We start from the raw sequence: 18,866 nt of genomic DNA, 5'->3' as shown, positions 1-18,866 counted from the left end.
TCAGGTGAGGCCGAGTTCGTTGTCGATGAACGCGAAGACGTCGTCGGCGGAGGCGGTTTCGAGCTGGTCGCCCACCTTCCGGGCGCCGGCTCCGGTCTGCGCGTCGAGGGTTCCGGTCAGCCGGGCCAGCAGGCTCTGCAGGCGGGCGGTGATCCGGGTGGCCTCGATGTCTTCGGCGGCGAGTGCCGCGGCGGCCTCTTCGAGCCGGTCGAGCTGAGCCAGTACGGGGAGTTCGCCCAGGCTCTCGCCCTGGCAGAGCTCGGACCACAGGTGGGCCGCGAGCGCCCCGGGGCTGGGGTGGTCGTAGATCATGCTGGTGGGCAGGGGGCGGCCCGTGGCGGCGACGAGTTTCGTCCGCAGGTCGACGGCGGCGACGGAGTCGAAGCCGAGGTCGGTGAACCCGCGCTCGGGCGCGACCTCGGCCGGGTCGTCGTAGCCGAGCAGTGCGGCCACCTGCGCGCGGACCAGGTCGAGCAGCACGGACCGCTGTTCGGCCTGGGGCAGAGCGGCCAGCCGGTCCGCGAGGCCGGGGTCGGCGCCCCCGCCGTCCTGCGTACCGTCCGCGCCGAGGGCGGCGCGGACTTCGGGCAGGGCGTCGAGGAGCGGGCGCGGCCGGGCGAGGGCGTAGGTGGGGGCGAAGCGCTCCCAGTCGAAGTCGGCGACGACCGCGTGCGAGGTGCGGCCCGCCAGGATGCGGCGCAGTGCCCCGACAGCCAGGCCCGGCGACATGGCGGGGGCGCCCATCCGGCGCATGACGGCGGCGAGTTCGGCGCCGACCATGCCTCCGTCCCAGGAGCCCCACGCCACGGACGTCGCGGCGAGGCCGCGTGCGCGGCGGTGGTGGGCCAGGCCGTCGAGGTAGGCGTTCGCACTGCCGTAGGCGGACTGGCCGGCGCTGCCCCAGACGGCGGCGCCGGAGGAGAAGAGCACGAACGCGTCGAGCGGGGTGTCCCCGAGGAGCTCGTCGAGATGGCGGGCGCCGAGCACCTTGGCCTCGGCCACCTCGGCCAGCTCCGCGAGCGTCAGTTCGCCGAGGGGGGCGATGCGCTGCGGCAGACCCGCCGCGTGGAAGACCGCGGTCAGGCCGGGCAGTTGGGCGAGCAGCGCGCGGACGGCTTCGCGGTCGCCCATGTCGCAGGCCTCGACGGAGACCCGTGCGCCCATCGCGGAGAGTTCGTCGCGGAGTTCGGCGGCTCCCGGCGCTTCGGGGCCGCGCCGGCCGACGAGGACGATGTGCTCCGCCCCGTCCGCGGCGAGCATCCGGGCGACGTGGGCGCCGAGCCCGCCGGTGCCTCCGGTGACCAGGACGGTGCCGCGGGCCTGCCACGGCCCGGCGGGGTCGGGCTGCGCGGGGCGGACCAGGCGGCGGGCGTGGACGCCTTCGGGGCGGACGGCGATCTGGTCCTCGCCGGTGGCTCCGGAGAGGGTGTCGCACACCCGCAGCAGGACCGCTTCGCCGGGGTCGGCGCCGGCCGGGAGGTCGACGAGGCCGCCCCAGGTGCCGGGGGCCTCCAGGGCGAGCGCCGCCCCCAGCCCCCAGACGGCGGTCTGCTCGGGTCGCACGGGGCGGGCCGTCGCGTCGGCGTCGTCCGTGGCCACCGCCCCACGGGTGAGGCACCACACCGGCGCGGTCCACTGCCGGGCGGCCGTGTCCCGCACCAGGGCGACGGTGTCCACCAGGCCCTGGGAGAGCGCGGGGTGCGCGGGGTGCGGGGCGTTGTCGAGGGCGAGCAGGCTCAGGACCCCGGCCGGGGCACTGAGCTCCTCGGGGAGCGGGGAGCCCTGCGCCCCTCCGGTCTCCACCAGTACGGGAGTCGCTCCCCTGGTGGTGAGCGCGGCGGCGAGGGCGGCCGCGAGCGGGCGGTGCCCGGCGGTGTGGAGGACGAGCCAGTGACCGGTGAGCGGGACGGGCGCCGAGGGGTCGGCGACCGGGGCCCAGGAGATCCGGTAGCGCAACGCGTCCACCGCCGAGGCCTCCCGCCGGCCGGCCCGCCAGCTGGTGAGCGCGGGCAGCACGGGGCCCAGGTCGGCGGGGTCGAGCCCGAGCCGTTCCGCGAGCCCTGCCGTGTCCTCGCGCTCCACGGCCTCCCAGAACCGGGTCTCGGCGGGGTCGGCGGCGGACGGGGCGGTGGCGGTGGATGCGTCGGGCTGGGCGGCCCAGTAGGTCCGGCGCTGGAAGGCGTAGGTGGGCAGGTCCACGCGGTGGGGCCGGTGGCCGGTGGCCGTGAGGCAGGCGTCCCAGTCGACGTGGACGCCGCGCGTGTGGGCGAGCGCGACGGCTTCGGCCAGGACGCGTTCCTCGTCCCGGTCGCGGCGCAGGACGGCGGTGAACACCGGCCGGTCCGTTCCGTCGTCCAGGCCGGTCAGGCAGTCGGGGCCGAGCGGGGTGAGCGCGGCGTCGGGGCCGAGCTCCAGGAAGGTGTGGACCCCCTTGGCCGCGAGCAGGCGCACCGCGTCGTCGAACCGGACGCTCGCCCGGACGTGGCGTACCCAGTAGTCGGCGCAGGCGAGTTCGTCGTCGCCCGCGAGTTCCCCGGTGACGGTGGAAACGATCGGTGTGCGGGCGGTGCCGTAGGTGATGCTCTCGGCGACGCTGCGGAACTCGTCGAGCATCGGTTCCATCAGCGGCGAGTGGAAGGCGTGCGACACGGCGAGCCGTTTGGTCCGGCGTCCCAGGCCGGTGAAGTGGGCGGCGACGGCGAGGGCGTCGCTCTCGTCGCCCGAGATGATCACCGAGTTCGGCCCGTTGAGCGCGGCGATGCCGGTGGCCGGGGTGAGCAGGGGCGTCACCTCGTGCTCGGCCGCCTCGACGGCGATCATCGCGCCGCCCTGCGGGAGCGCCTGCATCAGCCTGCCCCGGGCGGCGACCAGACGGGCGGCGTCGGACAGCGTGAGCACGCCGGCGACGTGGGCGGCGGCGAACTCGCCGACGGAGTGCCCGGCGAGGAAGTCGGGCCGGACGCCCCAGGACGTGATGAGCCGGTACAGGGCGACTTCGCAGGCGAACAGGGCGGGCTGCGCTTGGGCCGTACCGTCGAGCAGCGCACGGTCCTCGCCCCACAGCACCGCGCGCAGCGGGGTGTCGAGGTGCGCGTCGAGGGCCGCGACGGCCTCGTCGAAGGCGTCGGCGAACACCGGGTACGCGGCGTGCAGCGCGCGCCCCGCGCCCAGACGCTGGGCTCCCTGGCCGGTGAACAGGACGGCGCTCAGCGCATCGGGCCGGGCCTCCCCGGTGACGGCGCCGGCCGTCGCGGACCCGGCGGCGAGGGCGCGCAGGGACCGTACGAGCTCCCCGCGCTCCGCGGCCCGCCCGTCGGCGACGATCACCGCACGGTGCTCCAGGGCGGCCCGGCTGGTGGCCAGCGACCAGGCGGTGTCGGCGAGTGCCTGGCCGGGGTGTGCTTCCAGGTGGTCGGCCAGCCGGCCGGCCTGAGCGGCCAGTGCCTCGGGGCGGCGGGCGGACATCAGGACGGGCACGAACCGCGGGGCGCCGTCGTCGGCGCCGCGCGTGCCCTCATCGGCCGCGGCCGGGGCGTCCGGGGCTTCCTCCACGATCACGTGGACGTTCGTACCGCTGAGGCCGAACGAGGACACCCCGGCCCGCTTGGCACGGCCCCGGTCCGGCCAGGCGACCGGCTCGGTCAGCAGCCGTACGGTGCCCGCGCTCCAGTCGACGTGCCGGCTCGGCTCGTCGACGTGCAGCGTGCGCGGCAGGACCCCGGCGTGCATGGCCTGCACCATCTTGATCACGCCGCCGACCCCCGCCGCGGCCTGCGCGTGGCCGATGTTCGACTTGAACGACCCCAGCCACAGCGGCTGGTCCGCGGACCGTTCCCGGCCGTAGGCGGCGATGAGGGCCTGCGCCTCGATGGGGTCACCGAGCGTGGTTCCGGTGCCGTGCGCCTCGACGGCGTCGACATCGTCGGGGGCCAGGCCGCCGGAGGCGAGTGCCTGCTGGATGACCCGCTGCTGCGAAGGACCGTTCGGCGCGGTCAGTCCGTTCGACGCGCCGTCGGAGTTCATCGCCGAGCCGCGGATGACCGCGAGGACGGGGTGGCCGTGGCGGCGCGCGTCGGAGAGCCGCTCGACGAGAAGCATGCCCGCGCCCTCGGACCAGGTGGTGCCGTCGGCCGCCTCCGCGAAGGATTTGCAGCGCCCGTCCGGTGCCAGGCCGCGGTCCTGGCTGAAGCCGACGAAGGAGTCCGGGCTCGCCATGACGGTGACACCCCCCGCGAGAGCCAGCGTGCTTTCGCCGCTCCGTACCGACTGCACGGCGAGGTGGAGGGCGACGAGGGACGAGGAGCATGCCGTGTCCACGGTGACGGCGGGGCCCTCGAGCCCCAGCGTGTACGCCACCCGCCCGGACGCGACACTGGCCAGACCGCCGGTACCGCCCCCGCCCGGGTAGTCGTGGTAGACCACACCGGCGAACACCCCGGTGCGGCTGCCCTTCAGCGAGGTGGGGTCGATCCCGGCCCGCTCGACGACTTCCCAGGACACCTCCAGCAGCAGCCGCTGCTGCGGGTCGGTGTCCCGCGCCTCACGCGGACTGATCTTGAAGAAGTCGGCGTCGAACCCGCCCGCGTCGTGCAGGAAGCCGCCCTCGCGGCAGTACGTCTTGCCGGGCGTCGACGGCTCGGGGTCGTACAGGTTCTCGATGTCCCAGCCCCGGCCGTCCGGGAAGAGCGAGACGGCGTCCCGGCCGGAGTCCACCAGCTGCCAGAGGTCCTCGGGCGACGTGATGCCACCCGGGTAACGGCACCCCATCGCCACGATCGCGACCGGCTCACTGCCGCGCTCCTCGGCCTCCGCCAACTGACGGCGGGTGCGCTGGAGTTCGGAGGTGGCGCGCTTGAGATAGTCCCGGAGCTTCTCGTCGTTGCTCATCGAACCTCAACCAATCTAGAGCTGATCGCTGGCTAGGAGATGCCGAATTCGCTGTCGAGCACGTCGAACAGCTCCTCGTCGGTGACCGTTTCGAAGTCGGGTCCTTCCCCGGTCGTCGCCGGGTCGCCGTGCGCGTCGCGCCAGCGGCGCACGAGGGCTTCCAGCCGGGTGGTGATCGCGTCCGCACGGGCGCTGATCGTCTCCGCGATCCCGTCGTCCGTGGGGAATCCGCTGAGCACGGCCTCGATCCGGTCGAGCTCGGCCAGGGCGGCGCCCGCCGGGTCACCGGCCGGCGACGCGGTCTCGGATTCGAGGCACTCCGCCAGATAGGCGCTGACGGCGCGCGGGGTCGGATAGTCGAAGATCAGGGTGGCGGGGAGATCGCATCCGGCGGCTGCGGTGAGCCGCTTGCGCAGGTCCACGGCGGCCAGCGAGTCGAAGCCCATGTCCCGGAAGGCGAGGTCCGACTCGACGACGGCGCTGGAGGCGTGCCCGAGGACGGCCGCGACATGTGTCCGTACGAGTGCCAGCAGCACCCGCCCCTTCTCGGCGGCCCCCAGCCCGTCGAGCTCCGCCCGCAGATCCGCCGCGGCCCGTCGGGAGTCCTCGGCAGAGGGGACTTCGTGGTCCGGTACCGGGCTCCTGGGGCCGGGCCCGGCGGAACCGCTGCCTTCGACCCAGTAGCGGGTGCGCTGGAAGGCGTACGTGGGCAGCTCGACGCGACGCGCACCGGAACCGGCGTAGAACGCCTCCCAGTCGACGCGCACCCCGTCCACGAACAGGCGGCTCACTGCTGCCACGAGCGCCTCGGACTCCGGGCGGTTCCTGCGCACCAGGGGAACGAACGTGGCGGAGCCGTCGCCGAGAGCGGTGAGCACGGCGTCCGGGCCGATCTCCACGAACGTACGCGCGCCCCACTCCTCGGCACTGCGGACAGCATCGGCGAAACGGACCGGCCGGCGGACCTGGTCGACCCAGTACTCCGGCGACTGCCAGTCCGAGGACAGTTCACCCGTGACCGTGGAGACCACCGGGATGTGCGGCTCGGAGAATGCCAACTCCGCCGCCACAGAACGGAACTCCTGCAGCATCGGCTCCATGAGCGCCGAGTGGAACGCGTGCGAGACGGCCAGCCGGCTGGTCTTCCGCCCGGCGGCTGCGAAGTGCTCGCCGACCGCGAGCACAGCAGCCTCCGTGCCCGACACCACGACCGACTGCGGCCCGTTGACCGCAGCGATCCCCACATCAGCGGTCAGCAGCGGCAGCACTTCGGCCTCGGTCGCCTGCACGGCGACCATCGCGCCACCGGCCGGCAACGCCTGCATCAACCGGCCACGGGCGACGACCAACCGAGCCGCATCCGCCAGCGACAACACACCCGCCACATGCGCGGCAGCCAACTCACCGATCGAGTGCCCCACCACCACATCCGGCGTGACACCCCACGCCTCGACCAACCGGAACAACGCCACCTCGAACGCGAACAGAGCAGGCTGAGCCATCGCCGTCGCGTTCAACGCGTCCGCGTCCTCACCCCACACCACCTCACGCAACGACCGCCCCAGCTGCGCGTCCACCTCCGCGCACACCGCGTCGAACGCCTCCGCGAACACGGGGTACGCCTCGTACAACTCACGCCCCATGCCCAGCCGCTGCGCGCCCTGGCCGGTGAACAGGAACGCCGTCTTCCCACCACGACGAGCCCGGCCGGTCACCACCCCCGGGTGCTCCTCGCCGCCCGCGAGAGCGGCGAGCGCGTCCAGCCGGTCGCCGAGGACCACCGCCCGATGGGTGAAAGCCGTACGCGTGGTGGCCAGGGAGAGCCCGATGTCCGCCGCATCGGTCCCGGGCTCTCCCATGACCCGTTCCCGCAGGCGGGCGGCCTGAGCGCCGAGGGACTGCTCAGTCTTCGCCGACACCACCCAGGGAACCGAAGGAAGCCCGGCCCGCACGGCCGTCTTCCCCGTCTCCGCCGGCGCCTCCTCGACGATCACGTGGGCGTTCGTCCCACTGATCCCGAAGGAGGACACACCGGCCCGTCGTACCGCGCCGTTCGGCACCCAGGCGCGCGACTCGGCCAGCAGCTCCACCTCGCCCGCCGACCAGTCCACCTGGTCCGTGGGCGTGTCCGCGTACAGGGATTTCGGCAGAGTGCCGTGGCGCATCGCCATGACCATCTTGATGATGCCCGCCACCCCGGCCGCCGCCTGGCTGTGGCCCATGTTGGACTTGATCGAGCCCAGCCACAGGGGCTGCCCCTCGGGCCGCTCCTGTCCGTACGTCTCCAGGAGCGCCTGGGCCTCGATCGGGTCGCCCAGGGTCGTGCCGGTGCCGTGGGCCTCCACCGCGTCGACCTCGGCCGCCGACAGGCCCGCGTCCGCGAGCGCCCGCCGGATCACGCGCTGCTGGGCCGGCCCGTTCGGAGCGGTGAGCCCGTTGCTCGCGCCGTCCTGGTTGAGGGCCGAACCCCGGACCACCGCCAGCACCGGGTGGCCGTGGCGACGCGCGTCCGACAGCCGCTCCAGGAGCAGGACACCCGCGCCCTCCGAGCAGGCGACGCCGTCGGCGGACGCGGAGAAGGACTTCGAGCGGCCGTCGGAGGCGAGGCCCTGTTGGGTGCTGAAGTACACGAACATGTCGGGGCTCGGCATCACCGTCACTCCGCCGGCCAGGGCCAGGGAGCATTCGCCCGCCCGGAGGGCCTGGGCGGCCATGTGCAGGGCCACCAGCGAGGACGAGCACGCCGTGTCGACGCTGACGGCGGGGCCCTCAAGACCGAGGGTGTAGGCGACACGGCCGGAGACGACACTGCCCGCCGTGGTGCTTCCGGGCTCCACGCCGAGCGCGTAGTCGTGGTACATCACGCCGGCGAACACACCGGTCGCCGAGCCCTTGAGCGTCGTCGGATCGATCCCGGCCCGCTCGACCGCCTCCCACGACACCTCCAGCAGCAACCGCTGCTGCGGGTCGGTCAGCAACGCCTCGTTGGGGCTGATCCCGAAGAACACCGGATCGAAGTCAGGGGCGTCGTACAGGAAGCCGCCCTCGCGTGCGTACGTCCTGCCGGGCGTACCCGGCTCCGGGTCGTACACGTCCGGGTCCCAGCCACGGTCCGCCGGGAACTCCCCGATCGCGTCGACCCCGTCCGCGACCAGGCGCCACAACTCCTCCGGCGAGGTCACCCCGCCCGGGTACCGGCACCCCATCCCGACGATGACGACCGGGTCGTCGTGGTGCCCGGGGCGGCCGCCGGAACCGTTCGCGTCACCGAGGCGGCGCTCGGCCTCCGCCAGCCGGCGACGGACCTCGCGCAGGTCGGTCGTGGCCCGCTTCAGGTACTCGAGAAGTCGCTCCTCGTTGCTCACCGAGACCTACTCCCTCTGGTCGACGATCCGTGGCGACTCACTCACGCGGCGTCCAACGTTGATCGGATCCGAACGCTACTGAGAGCGCCGAGGGGCGGCCTACCCTTAGCCCACCCCTGCCCCGGGGGCACGGCTGGGCAGGGGAAAAGACGCGAAGGGCCGGGGTGCGTGACGGCTGCGGTACAGCTGTCACGCACCCCGGCCGAGTGGCCGGTTCCGCCCGATCGGGCGGGCCGGCGTATCAGGGGGTCGCGGGGGTACCGAGCTCGTTGTCGAGGATGTCGAACAGCTCGTCCGCGGTGACCTCGTCGAGGTCGGGTCCGGCATCCGGGATCTCCGGTACGGCGGTGCCGGGTACATCGGCCGATGGGCCGTCGAGCCGGCCCGCCAACTCCCGCAGGCGCTCCACGAGTCGGGTGCGCCCGGGCCCGGCCGGCGGAGCCTCGGCCGTCAGCAGGGCTTCCAGTCTCCTCAGGTCCTCCTCTGCCCTGGACACGGGTTCGGCGCGGACCAGACGGGCGTCGATGTACGCGGCGACCTCCGCCGCGCTCGGGTAGTCGAAGATCAGCGTCGCGGGCAGCCGCACTCCGCTGACCGCCGTGAGCTGGTTGCGGAGTTCCACCGAGCCGAGCGAGTCGAAGCCCAGCTCCCCGAACGCACGGTCCGGTTCGATCGCCTCACCGGAGGAGTGGCCGAGTGCGGCAGCCGCATGGTCCCGTACGACGTCCAGGATGATCCGGGTCCGTTCCTCCTCGCTCCGCCCGGCGATGCGCTCGGCGAGCGAGGCCCCCTTGGCCGCCCCCGTCGCGGGCCGCTTGCGAGCCTTCGGAGCCATCGCCCGGAGCAGGGCGGGCAGTTCGTCGGTACGGGAGCGCAGCGCGCCCGCGTCCACCCGGAGCGGCACGGTGGCTGCCAGGCCCGACGCCAGTGCGGCGTCGAACAGGGCGAGGCCCTCCGCCTCGGAGAGTGCGGGAGTGCCGGCGCGGCGCATGCGCTCCAGGTCGGCGTCGGCGAGATGCGCTGCCATGCCGGTGTCGACGGCCCAGAGACCGAAGGCCATGGAGCACGCCGGGAGGCCCTCGGCACGACGATGATCCGCCAACGCGTCCAGAAACACGTTGGCCGCCGCGTAGTTGCCCTGTCCCGCCGCCAGCACCAGACCACCGGCAGACGAGAACATCACGAACGCCGACAGGTCCAGGTCCCGCGTCAGCTCGTGAAGGTGCCACGCCGCGTCCGCCTTCGGGCGCAGCACCGCGTCCATACGCGCGGGCGTCAGCGATCCGACCACACCGTTGTCCGCGACACCCGCCCCATGAACGACAGCCGACAACGGACGAGCCGGATCCACCGACCCGATCACCCCGGCCAAAGCCTCCCGGTCCGCCACATCACACGCGGCCACCGCCACCGAAGCGCCCAGCCCCGACAGCTCCGCCACCAGCTCCGCAACACCCGGAGCATCAGCGCCCCGGCGCCCCACCAACAACAGACTCCGCACCCCGTGCACAGCCACCAGATGCCGGGCCACCCGCGCACCCAGACCCCCCGTGCCACCCGTGATCAGGACAGTCCCGTCCCCACCCCACACCGGACCGGAAGCCGCACCCTCACCCGCATCCGCATCCGCATCCGCATCCGGGACTCGGACCAACCGGGGAACACACACCGCACCCCCGCGAACCGCGACCTCCGGCTCACCCAGACCGGCCACCCGCTCCCACGGCACCGAACCATCCGTATCGACCAACACGAACCGACCCGGATTCTCCGCCTGGGCAGCCCGCACCAAACCCCACACCGGAGCCTGCCGCACATCCACCGCATCACCCTCACCGACAGCCACCGCACCCCGCGTGACCACCGCCAGCACCGCACCCTCGGGCCGGTCCGCCGACAACCACTCCTGCACCGCCCCCAACACACCACCCACCAGGCCGTGCACCACACCCGGTACGTCCCCGCCCAGGTCCTGCGCCCCACACTCGAAAACGACCGGGGCGGGCACCTCGGCCGCCTGCTCGCTCAGCGGCACGGGCTGCCAGTCCACACGGAGCAGCGCTTCGCCGGCCCCGGTACCGAGCCGGTCGGCCCACACGGGCCGGGAGAGCAGCGACTCCACGGACAGCACGGGCGCGCCGTGCTCGTCGGCGACGGTCAGCGAGAGCCCGTCCTGCTGGGCGACGGGAGTGATCCGCACCCGGAGGGACGTGGCCCCGGCCGCGTGCAGCGCGACGCCGTTCCACGCGAAGGGCAACAGCGTCTGCCCACCGTCCGCGCGGCCCGGTATATCGAGCAGCCCGACATGCATCGCCGCGTCCAGCAGGGCGGGGTGGAGGCCGAAGCGGGCGGCGTCGTCGTGGGCCGATTCCGGGAGGCGCACTTCCGCGTAGAGCACGTCACCGAGTCGCCAGGCCGCGGTGAGGCCCTGGAACACCGGCCCGTAGTGGTATCCGACGGACGCGAGGTCCGGGTAGGCGCCGGCGACGGTCAGTTCCTCGGCCCCGGCCGGTGGCCAGTCGGTGAGGTCCTCCGCCCGGTCCGCCTCCACCGGCGGGGCCAGTACGCCTTCCGCGTGGCGGGTCCACGGCAGATCCGGGTGGTCGTCGGCGCGCGAGTGGATCGTCACGGGCCGGCGCCCGGCGTCGTCCGCCGCACCGACCGCGACCTGGACGGCGACGCCGCCGAGGGGTTGCAGCACCAGAGGGGCCTGCAGGGTGAGTTCTTCGAGCAACCTGCAGCCGAGCTGCTCGCCCGCCCGGACGGCCAGCTCCACGAACCCGGTGCCGGGGAGCAGGACGCTGCCGAGGACCTCGTGGTCGACGATCCAGCCGTGCGTACCGGCGGAGAGCCGGCCCGTGAGGACGATCCCGCTGTCGTCGGGCAGGACCACGGCTGCCCGGAGCACCGGGTGATCGAGGTCGATCTGCCCCGACGCTGCGGCATCGGCCCCGACCACGGGCGCGTCGAGCCAGTAGCGGGTGCGCTGGAAGGCGTACGTGGGCAGCTCGACGCGACGCGCACCGGAACCGGCGTAGAACGCCTCCCAGTCGACGCGCACACCGTCCACGAACAACCGGCTCACGGCTGCCACCAGAGCCTCGGACTCGGAACGGTTCCTGCGCACCAGGGGAACGAACGTGGCGGAGCCGTCGCCGAGGGCGGTCAGGACCGCGTCCGGACCGATCTCCACGAACGTACGGGCACCCCACTCCTCGGCACTGCGGACGGCATCGGCGAAACGGACCGGCCGACGGACCTGATCGACCCAGTACTCCGGCGACTGCCAATCCTCGGACACCACACCCGTGACCGTGGAGACCACCGGGATGCGCGGCTCGGAGAAGACCAACTCCTCAGCCACAGCACGGAACTCCTCCAGCATCGGCTCCATGAGCGCCGAGTGGAACGCGTGCGAAACGGCCAGCCGGCTGGTCTTCCGCCCGGCGGCTGCGAAGTGCTCGCCGACCGCGAGCACAGCAGCCTCCGTGCCCGACACCACGACCGACTGCGGTCCGTTGACCGCAGCGATCCCCACATCAGCGGTCAGCAGCGGCAGCACTTCGGCCTCGGTCGCCTGCACGGCGACCATCGCGCCACCGGCCGGCAACGCCTGCATCAACCGGCCACGGGCGACGACCAACCGCGCCGCATCCGCCAGCGACAACACACCCGCCACATGCGCGGCAGCCAACTCCCCGATCGAGTGCCCCACCACCACATCCGGCGCCACACCCCACGCCTCGACCAACCGGAACAACGCCACCTCGAACGCGAACAACGCAGGCTGAGCCATCGCCGTCGCGTTCAACGCATCCGCGTCCTCCCCCCACACCACCTCACGCAACGACCGCCCCAGCTGCGCATCCACCTCCGCACACACCGCGTCGAACGCCCCCGCGAACACCGGGAACGCCTCATACAACCCACGCCCCATTCCCAGCCGCTGCGCACCCTGACCCGTGAACAGGAACGCCGTCTTCCCACCACGGCTCACCCGGCCGGTCACCACCCCCGGGTGCTCCTCGCCGCCCGCGAGAGCGGCAAGGGCGTCCTCCCGGTCACGGAGAACCACCGCCCGGTGCTCGAACACGGGCTTCGACGACACCAGGGAGCACCCGATGTCCTCGGGCCGGTGGTCGTCGGCCACGGCCAGCAGTTGCTTGGCCTGACCGGCCAGCGCCTCCGCGCTCTTCGCCGACACCACCCACGGCACGGCGGGAAGCCCGGCCCGATCAGCCGCCTCCTCCGCCTGCGCCGGGGCCTCTTCCACGATCACATGGGCGTTCGTGCCGCTCAGCCCGAACGAGGAGACCCCCGCTCTTCTCGGGCGGTCGTCCGCCCGCCACTCCTTCGCCTCGGTGAGCAGTTCCACGTCACCGGCGGCCCAGTCCACCTGGTCCGAGCGTTCCTCCGCGTGCAGCGTCGGCGGCAGCACCCCGTGGCGCATCGCCATCACCATCTTGATGATGCCCGCGACTCCCGCCGCCGCCTGCGTGTGACCCATGTTGGACTTGATCGAGCCCAACCACAGCGGCCGGTCCTCCGCACGCCCCTGACCGTAGGTCGCCAGCAGCGCCTGTGCCTCGATCGGGTCGCCGAGCCGGGTTCCCGTACCGTGCGCCTCCACCGCGTCGACCTCGGCCGCCGACAGGCCCGCGTCGGCCAGCGCCTGGCGGATCACGCGCTGCTGGGCGGGCCCGTTCGGAGCGGTGAGCCCGTTGCTCGCGCCGTCCTGGTTCAGGGCCGAACCCCGGACCACCGCCAGCACCGGATGCCCGTGGCGGCGCGCGTCCGACAGCCGCTCCAGGAGCAGCATGCCCGCGCCCTCGCCCCAGCCCGTGCCGTCCGCACCGGCCCCGAAGGACTTGCAGCGCCCGTCCGGGGAGAGGCCGCGCTGCTCGCTGAAGTACACGAGCATGTCCGGGGTCGCCATCACCGTGACCCCGCCCGCGAGCGCGAGGGAGCATTCCCCGGACCGCAGGGCCTGGGCGGCCGTGTGCAGCGCCACCAGCGAGGACGAGCACGCCGTGTCGACCGTGAGGGCCGGCCCTTCCAACCCCAGCGTGTACGCGACCCGGCCGGAGACCAGGCTCCCGGCCGTACCGCCCGCGTAGTCGTGGTACATCACGCCGGCGTACACACCGGTGCGGCTGCCCTTGAGCGTGGTCGGGTCGACCCCGGCCCGCTCGATCGCCTCCCAGGACACCTCCAGCAACAACCGCTGCTGCGGGTCCATGGTCAATGCCTCACGCGGACTGATCCCGAAGAACGCCGGGTCGAAGTCCGCCGCGTCGTACAGGAACGCCCCGTCACGGGCGTACGACTTCCCCGGCACCCCCGGCTCCGGGTCATACACCCCCGGATCCCAGCCCCGGTCGTCGGGCAGCGGGGCGATCGCGTCGACGCCGTCCGCGACCAGCCGCCACAGGCCGTCCGGTGTGGTCACGCCGCCCGGGTAGCGGCAGGCCATGCCCACGATCACGATCGGGTCCTCGCCGCCCGTCCGGGCGGCGGCGGCCGGTACCGGCTCGGAGGCCGCGTCCGCAGCGCCGTCGAGGAGTGTCAGGACATGCGCGGCGACGGCCTCGGCGGTGGGGTGGTCGAAGATCAGCGTGGCCGGGAGGCGCAGGCCGGTCTCGGCGTCGAGCCGGTTGCGGAGTTCGACGGCGGTGAGGGAGTCGAATCCCAACTCGTCGAAGGCCCGCCCTGGTTCGATGGCGTCACCCGAGGTGTGTCCGAGTACGGCCGCGATCTTCGTACGGACCAGGTCCAGGACGGCGTCGGCCCGGGCGGTCCCCTCCAGGCCGGCGAGCCGGGTGCGCAGGACCGGGGAGGCGGCACGGGCGGCACGGCGGCCGGGTGTCCGTACTAGACCGCGCAGCAGGGCGGGGACCTCGTCGGCGTGCGTGCGCAGGACCTGGAGGTCGAGGCGGACGGGGACCGTGGCCGCCGCACCCGACCCCAGCGCGGCGTCGAAGAGTGCGAGCCCCTGGTCGGCGGGGATCGCGGGGGTGCCGGCCTGCCGCATGCGTTCCAGTTCGGCGGTCCCGAGCTGGGTCCCCATGCCTCCCGGGGTGTCCCACAAGCCGAAGGCCAGGGACGACGCCGGCAGACCACCGGCCCGGCGATGGGCGGCGAGTGCGTCGAGGAAGGCGTTCGCGGCGGCGTAGTTGGCCTGGCCCGTCGAACCGAGGGTTCCCGCGACGGAGGAGAACAGGACGAACGCGGTGAGGTCGAGGCCGCGGGTGAGCTCGTGCAGGTGCCAGGCGGCATCCGCCTTGGGCGCGAAGACCCGGCGAAGGCGCTCGGCGCTGAGCGAGGTGACCATCGCGTCATCGAGGACACCTGCCGCGTGGACGATGCCCCGCAGCGGGTGGGCCGGGTCCACCCCGGCCAGCAGCGCGGCCATGGCGTCGCGGTCGGCCACGTCGCACGCGGCGAGCGTCACGCTCGCGCCCGACTCCGCCAGTTCGGCCCGCAGTTCCGGGGCCCCCGGAGCCTGCTCGCCACGTCGGCCGACGAGCAACAGGTGCCGTACGCCGTGTGCGGCCACCAGGTGGCGTGCCACGAGCGCGCCCAGGCCTCCCGTCCCGCCCGTGATCAGTACGGTCCCGGCCGTGTCCCACACCGGCTCGGGGCCGGCGGGGACGCTGATCCGGGCCAGCCTGGGGGCCAGCATCCGTCCGTCGCGCAGCGCGGACTCCGGCTCCTCCCCGAACCCGACGCGTCCGAGATCCGCGGAGCCGTCCGTGTCCAGGAGGACGAACCGCCCGGGGTTCTCCGCCTGCGCGGCCCGCACCAGTCCCCACACCGGGGCCTGGCATACGTCGACGGGGTCGCCGTCGGCCACGGCCACGGCGTCGCGCGTCACGACGACCAGGGACGAGGTGGCGGACCGCCGGTCCGCCAGCCACTGCTGGAGCACCTCCAGGACCCGTTCGGCCACCGAGTGGGCGGCGGCCGGCACGTCCGGCTCCGCCGGCACCGGCTGGGCACACTCCAGCACGACGGTGCCCGGCACCGGCCCTTCGGCGGGAACGTCCTCCCACCGCAGCCAGTCCCCCGCCTCCGGCGCGGCGGAGCCGACCGGCTGCCATACGACCCGGTACAGCGGGTCCGAGGCCGGGCCTCCGGCACCGGGCGCCGTCTCCATCGCCCGGCCGACGACACCGCCGACCGAAGCGACCGGGGCACCGGCGGCGTCCGCGATCTCCAGCGAAAAGCTCTGCGGGGTCGGGCGGGACACACGGACGCGGGCGGCGGACGTCCCGACCGCGAACAGCCGCACGTCCTTCCACACGAACGGCAGGACCGTGCTGTCGTCGCGGTCCTCGGTGCCTTCCACCAGCGCCGCGTGCATCGAGGCGTCCAGCAGCGCCGGGTGGAGCCCGTACGCATCGGCCGGCACGTCCTCGTCCAGGGCGATCTCCGCGTAGACGGCTCCGTCGAGCCGCCAGGCGGCCCTGAGGCCCTGGAAGGCCGGGCCGTACGCGAGGCCCCGCTCGCGCAGGGTCTCGTACGCACCGTCGAGCGGGAGGGGGACCGCTCCCGGCGGGGGCCATGCGGTCAGGCCGAAGGCGGGCTCCTCCCTCCCTTCGGCCAGCACGCCTTCCGCGTGCAGGGTCCAGTCGGGGCCGGGGTCGCTCTCGTCCCGCGCATACACGCCGACCGTGCGGCGGTTCGTTCCGTCGGCAGCTCCGACGACGACCTGTACGGCGACGGCACCGTCCTCGGGAAGGACGAGGGGCGCGTGCAGCGCGAGTTCTTCGAGGACGTCGCAGCCGACGTGGTCACCCGCCCGGACCGCCAGCTCGACGAACCCCGCACCGGGAAAGAGGACCGCATCCAGCACCACATGGTCGGCCAGCCAGGGCTGCGCGGCGACGGCGAGCCGCCCGGTGAGCACCGCGCCACCGGAGTCGGCCAAGGTGATCACCGAGCTGAGCAGGGGGTGCGCGTGCGGGGTGCTCCCCGGCCTGACGGCGTCGAGCCAGTAGCGGGTGCGCTGGAAGGGGTACGTGGGGAGCTCGACGCGACGCGCACCGGAACCGGCGTAGAACGCCTCCCAGTCCACCCGGGCACCGTCCACGTACAACCGACCGACAGCGGCGACCAGGGCCTCGGACTCGGAACGGTTCCTGCGCACCAGGGGAACGAACGTGGCGGAGCCGTCGCCGAGGGCAGTCAGGACCGCGTCCGGACCGATCTCCACGAACGTACGGGCACCCCACTCCTCCGCGCTGTGGACGGCATCGGCGAAACGGACCGGCCGGCGGACCTGATCGACCCAGTACTCCGGCGACTGCCAATCCTCGGACACCACACCCGTGACCGTGGAGACCACCGGCATACGCGGCTCGGAGAACACCAACTCCGCCGCCACCGCACGGAACTCGTCCAACATCGGCTCCATCAACGCCGAGTGGAACGCATGCGACACAGCCAGCCGACTGGTCTTCCGCCCGGCGGCTGCGAAGTGCTCACCCACGGCGAGAGCCGCAGCCTCCGTACCCGAAACCACCACCGACTGCGGCCCGTTGACCGCAGCAATGCCCACACCCTCGGTCAGCAACGGCAGCACTTCCGCCTCGGTCGCCTGCACCGCGACCATCGCACCACCAACCGGCAGCGCCTGCATCAACCGGCCACGCGCCACCACCAACCGAGCCGCATCCCCCAGCGACAGCACACCCGCCACATGCGCGGCAGCCAACTCACCGATCGAGTGCCCCACCACCACATCCGGCGCCACACCCCACGCCTCGACCAACCGGAACAACGCCACCTCGAACGCGAACAACGCAGGCTGAGCGATCGCCGTCGCGTTCAACGCATCCGCGTCCTCCCCCCACACCACCTCACGCAACGACCGACCCAGCTGCGCATCCACCTCCGCACACACCGCGTCGAACGCCCCCGCGAACACCGGGAACGCCTCATACAACTCACGCCCCATACCGAGCCGCTGCGCACCCTGACCCGTGAACAGGAACGCCGTCTTCCCCTGCGTGACGACCCCCCGCACCAGCCCGGGGTGCTCCTCGCCGCCCGCGAGGGCAGCGAGTGCGCCCGCCCGGTCGCCGACGACCACCGCCCGGTGGGTGAAGGCGGTACGCGTGGTGGCGAGGGAGTATCCGACGTCCTCGGCCGCCTGGCCGTCCGCCGCGTCCAGGAGCCGTTCCGCCTGACCGGCCAGTGCCTCGCCGGTCTTCGCCGACACCACCCAAGGAACCGAAGGAAGCCCGGCGCGCGCAGCCGTCTCCGCCGCTTCCGCGGGTGCCTCCTCGACGATCACATGGGCGTTCGTCCCGCTCAGCCCGAACGAGGAGACGCCCGCACGCCTCGGCCGGCCGGCCGGTTGCCACGCCCGGGACTCGGTGAGCAGCTCCACCGCCCCCGCCGACCAGTCCACCTGGTCCGAAGGCGCGTCCACGTGCAAGGACTTCGGCAGCACACCGTGCCGCATGGCCATGACCATCTTGATGAGGCCCGCCACCCCGGCCGCCGCCTGCGTGTGACCGAAGTTCGACTTCACCGAGCCCAGCCACAGAGGCTGTCCCTCGGGCCGGTTCCGGCCGTAGGTGGCCAGCAGCGCCTGGGCCTCGATCGGGTCGCCGAGCCGGGTGCCCGTACCGTGCGCCTCCACCGCGTCGACCTCGGCCGCCGACAGGCCCGCGTCGGCGAGCGCCTGGCGGATCACCCGCTGCTGGGCGGGCCCGTTGGGTACGGTCATCGCGCTCGACGCACCGTCCTGGTTGACCGCCGACCCGCTGACGAGGGCGAGCACCGGGTGGCCGTTGCGCCGCGCGTCGGAGAGGCGCTCCAGGAGCAGGACGCCCGCGCCCTCGCCCCAGCCCGTGCCGTCGGCCGCTGCGGCGAACGGTTTGCAGCGGCCGTCCGGGGCCAGGCCCCGCTGCTCGCTGAAGTACACCAGCATGTCCGGAGTCGACATCACCGTGACCCCGCCCGCGAGCGCGAGGGAGCATTCCCCGGACCGCAGGGCCTGGGCCGCCGTGTGCAGGGCCACCAGGGACGACGAGCACGCCGTGTCGATGGTGACGGCCGGGCCCTCCAGGCCCAGCGTGTAGGCGACCCGGCCGGAGACGAAGCTGCCCGCGCTGCCGTCGGCGTAGTCGTGGTACATCACGCCGGCGTACACCCCGGTGCGGCTGCCCTTGAGCGTGGTCGGGTCGACCCCGGCCCGCTCGATCGCCTCCCAGGACACCTCCAGCAACAGCCGTTGCTGCGGGTCCATGGCCAGCGCCTCGCGCGGACTGATCCCGAAGAAGCCCGGGTCGAACTCCGCCGCGTCGTACAGGAACGCCCCGTCACGGGCGTACGACTTCCCCGGCACCCCCGGCTCCGGGTCGTACACCCCCGGATCCCAGCCCCGGTCGGCCGGGAAGCCGGACACCGCGTCGACGCCTCCGGCCACCAGCCGCCACAGGTCCTCGGGCGTGCCGGCCCCGCCGGGGTAGCGGCACGCCATGGCCACGATCGCGATCGGGTCGTTGTTCACGGAGGTGAGCCGCGCGTTCTCCTCGCGCAGTCGCTCATTGTCCGTGAGCGACTTGCGGAGTGCTGCGACGACCTGTTCCATCGATGTGCTGC

At 73.4% G+C, this 18,866-nt stretch carries 3 protein-coding genes; all 3 read right to left on the bottom strand.

What is annotated here, in order from left to right; translation table 11 throughout:
- The 3 genes from ABZ454_RS02200 to ABZ454_RS02190 all read right to left on the bottom strand — a co-directional run bounded on the left by ABZ454_RS02200 (position 1) and on the right by ABZ454_RS02190 (position 18,855).
- Positions 1-4,887, bottom strand: coding sequence for a type I polyketide synthase (locus ABZ454_RS02200; RefSeq protein WP_359535673.1), 4,887 nt, complete (start codon positions 4,885-4,887; stop codon positions 1-3).
- A 32-nt stretch (positions 4,888-4,919) separates the two neighbouring features.
- A complete protein-coding gene (locus ABZ454_RS02195; protein WP_356322760.1) occupies positions 4,920-8,252 on the bottom strand; it encodes a beta-ketoacyl synthase N-terminal-like domain-containing protein in 3,333 nt (1,110 codons plus the stop codon).
- A 241-nt stretch (positions 8,253-8,493) separates the two neighbouring features.
- Positions 8,494-18,855: an SDR family NAD(P)-dependent oxidoreductase gene (locus tag ABZ454_RS02190; RefSeq protein ID WP_359535749.1), complete on the bottom strand. Its 10,362-nt coding sequence runs from the start codon at positions 18,853-18,855 to the stop codon at positions 8,494-8,496.
- Positions 18,856-18,866: the final 11 nt, after the last annotated feature.

This window comes from Streptomyces sp. NPDC005803, assembly GCF_040630435.1.
Classification (GTDB): domain Bacteria; phylum Actinomycetota; class Actinomycetes; order Streptomycetales; family Streptomycetaceae; genus Streptomyces.
Note: the sequence above shows the minus strand (reverse complement) of the source record. Positions and strands in the feature narration are given on the sequence as shown.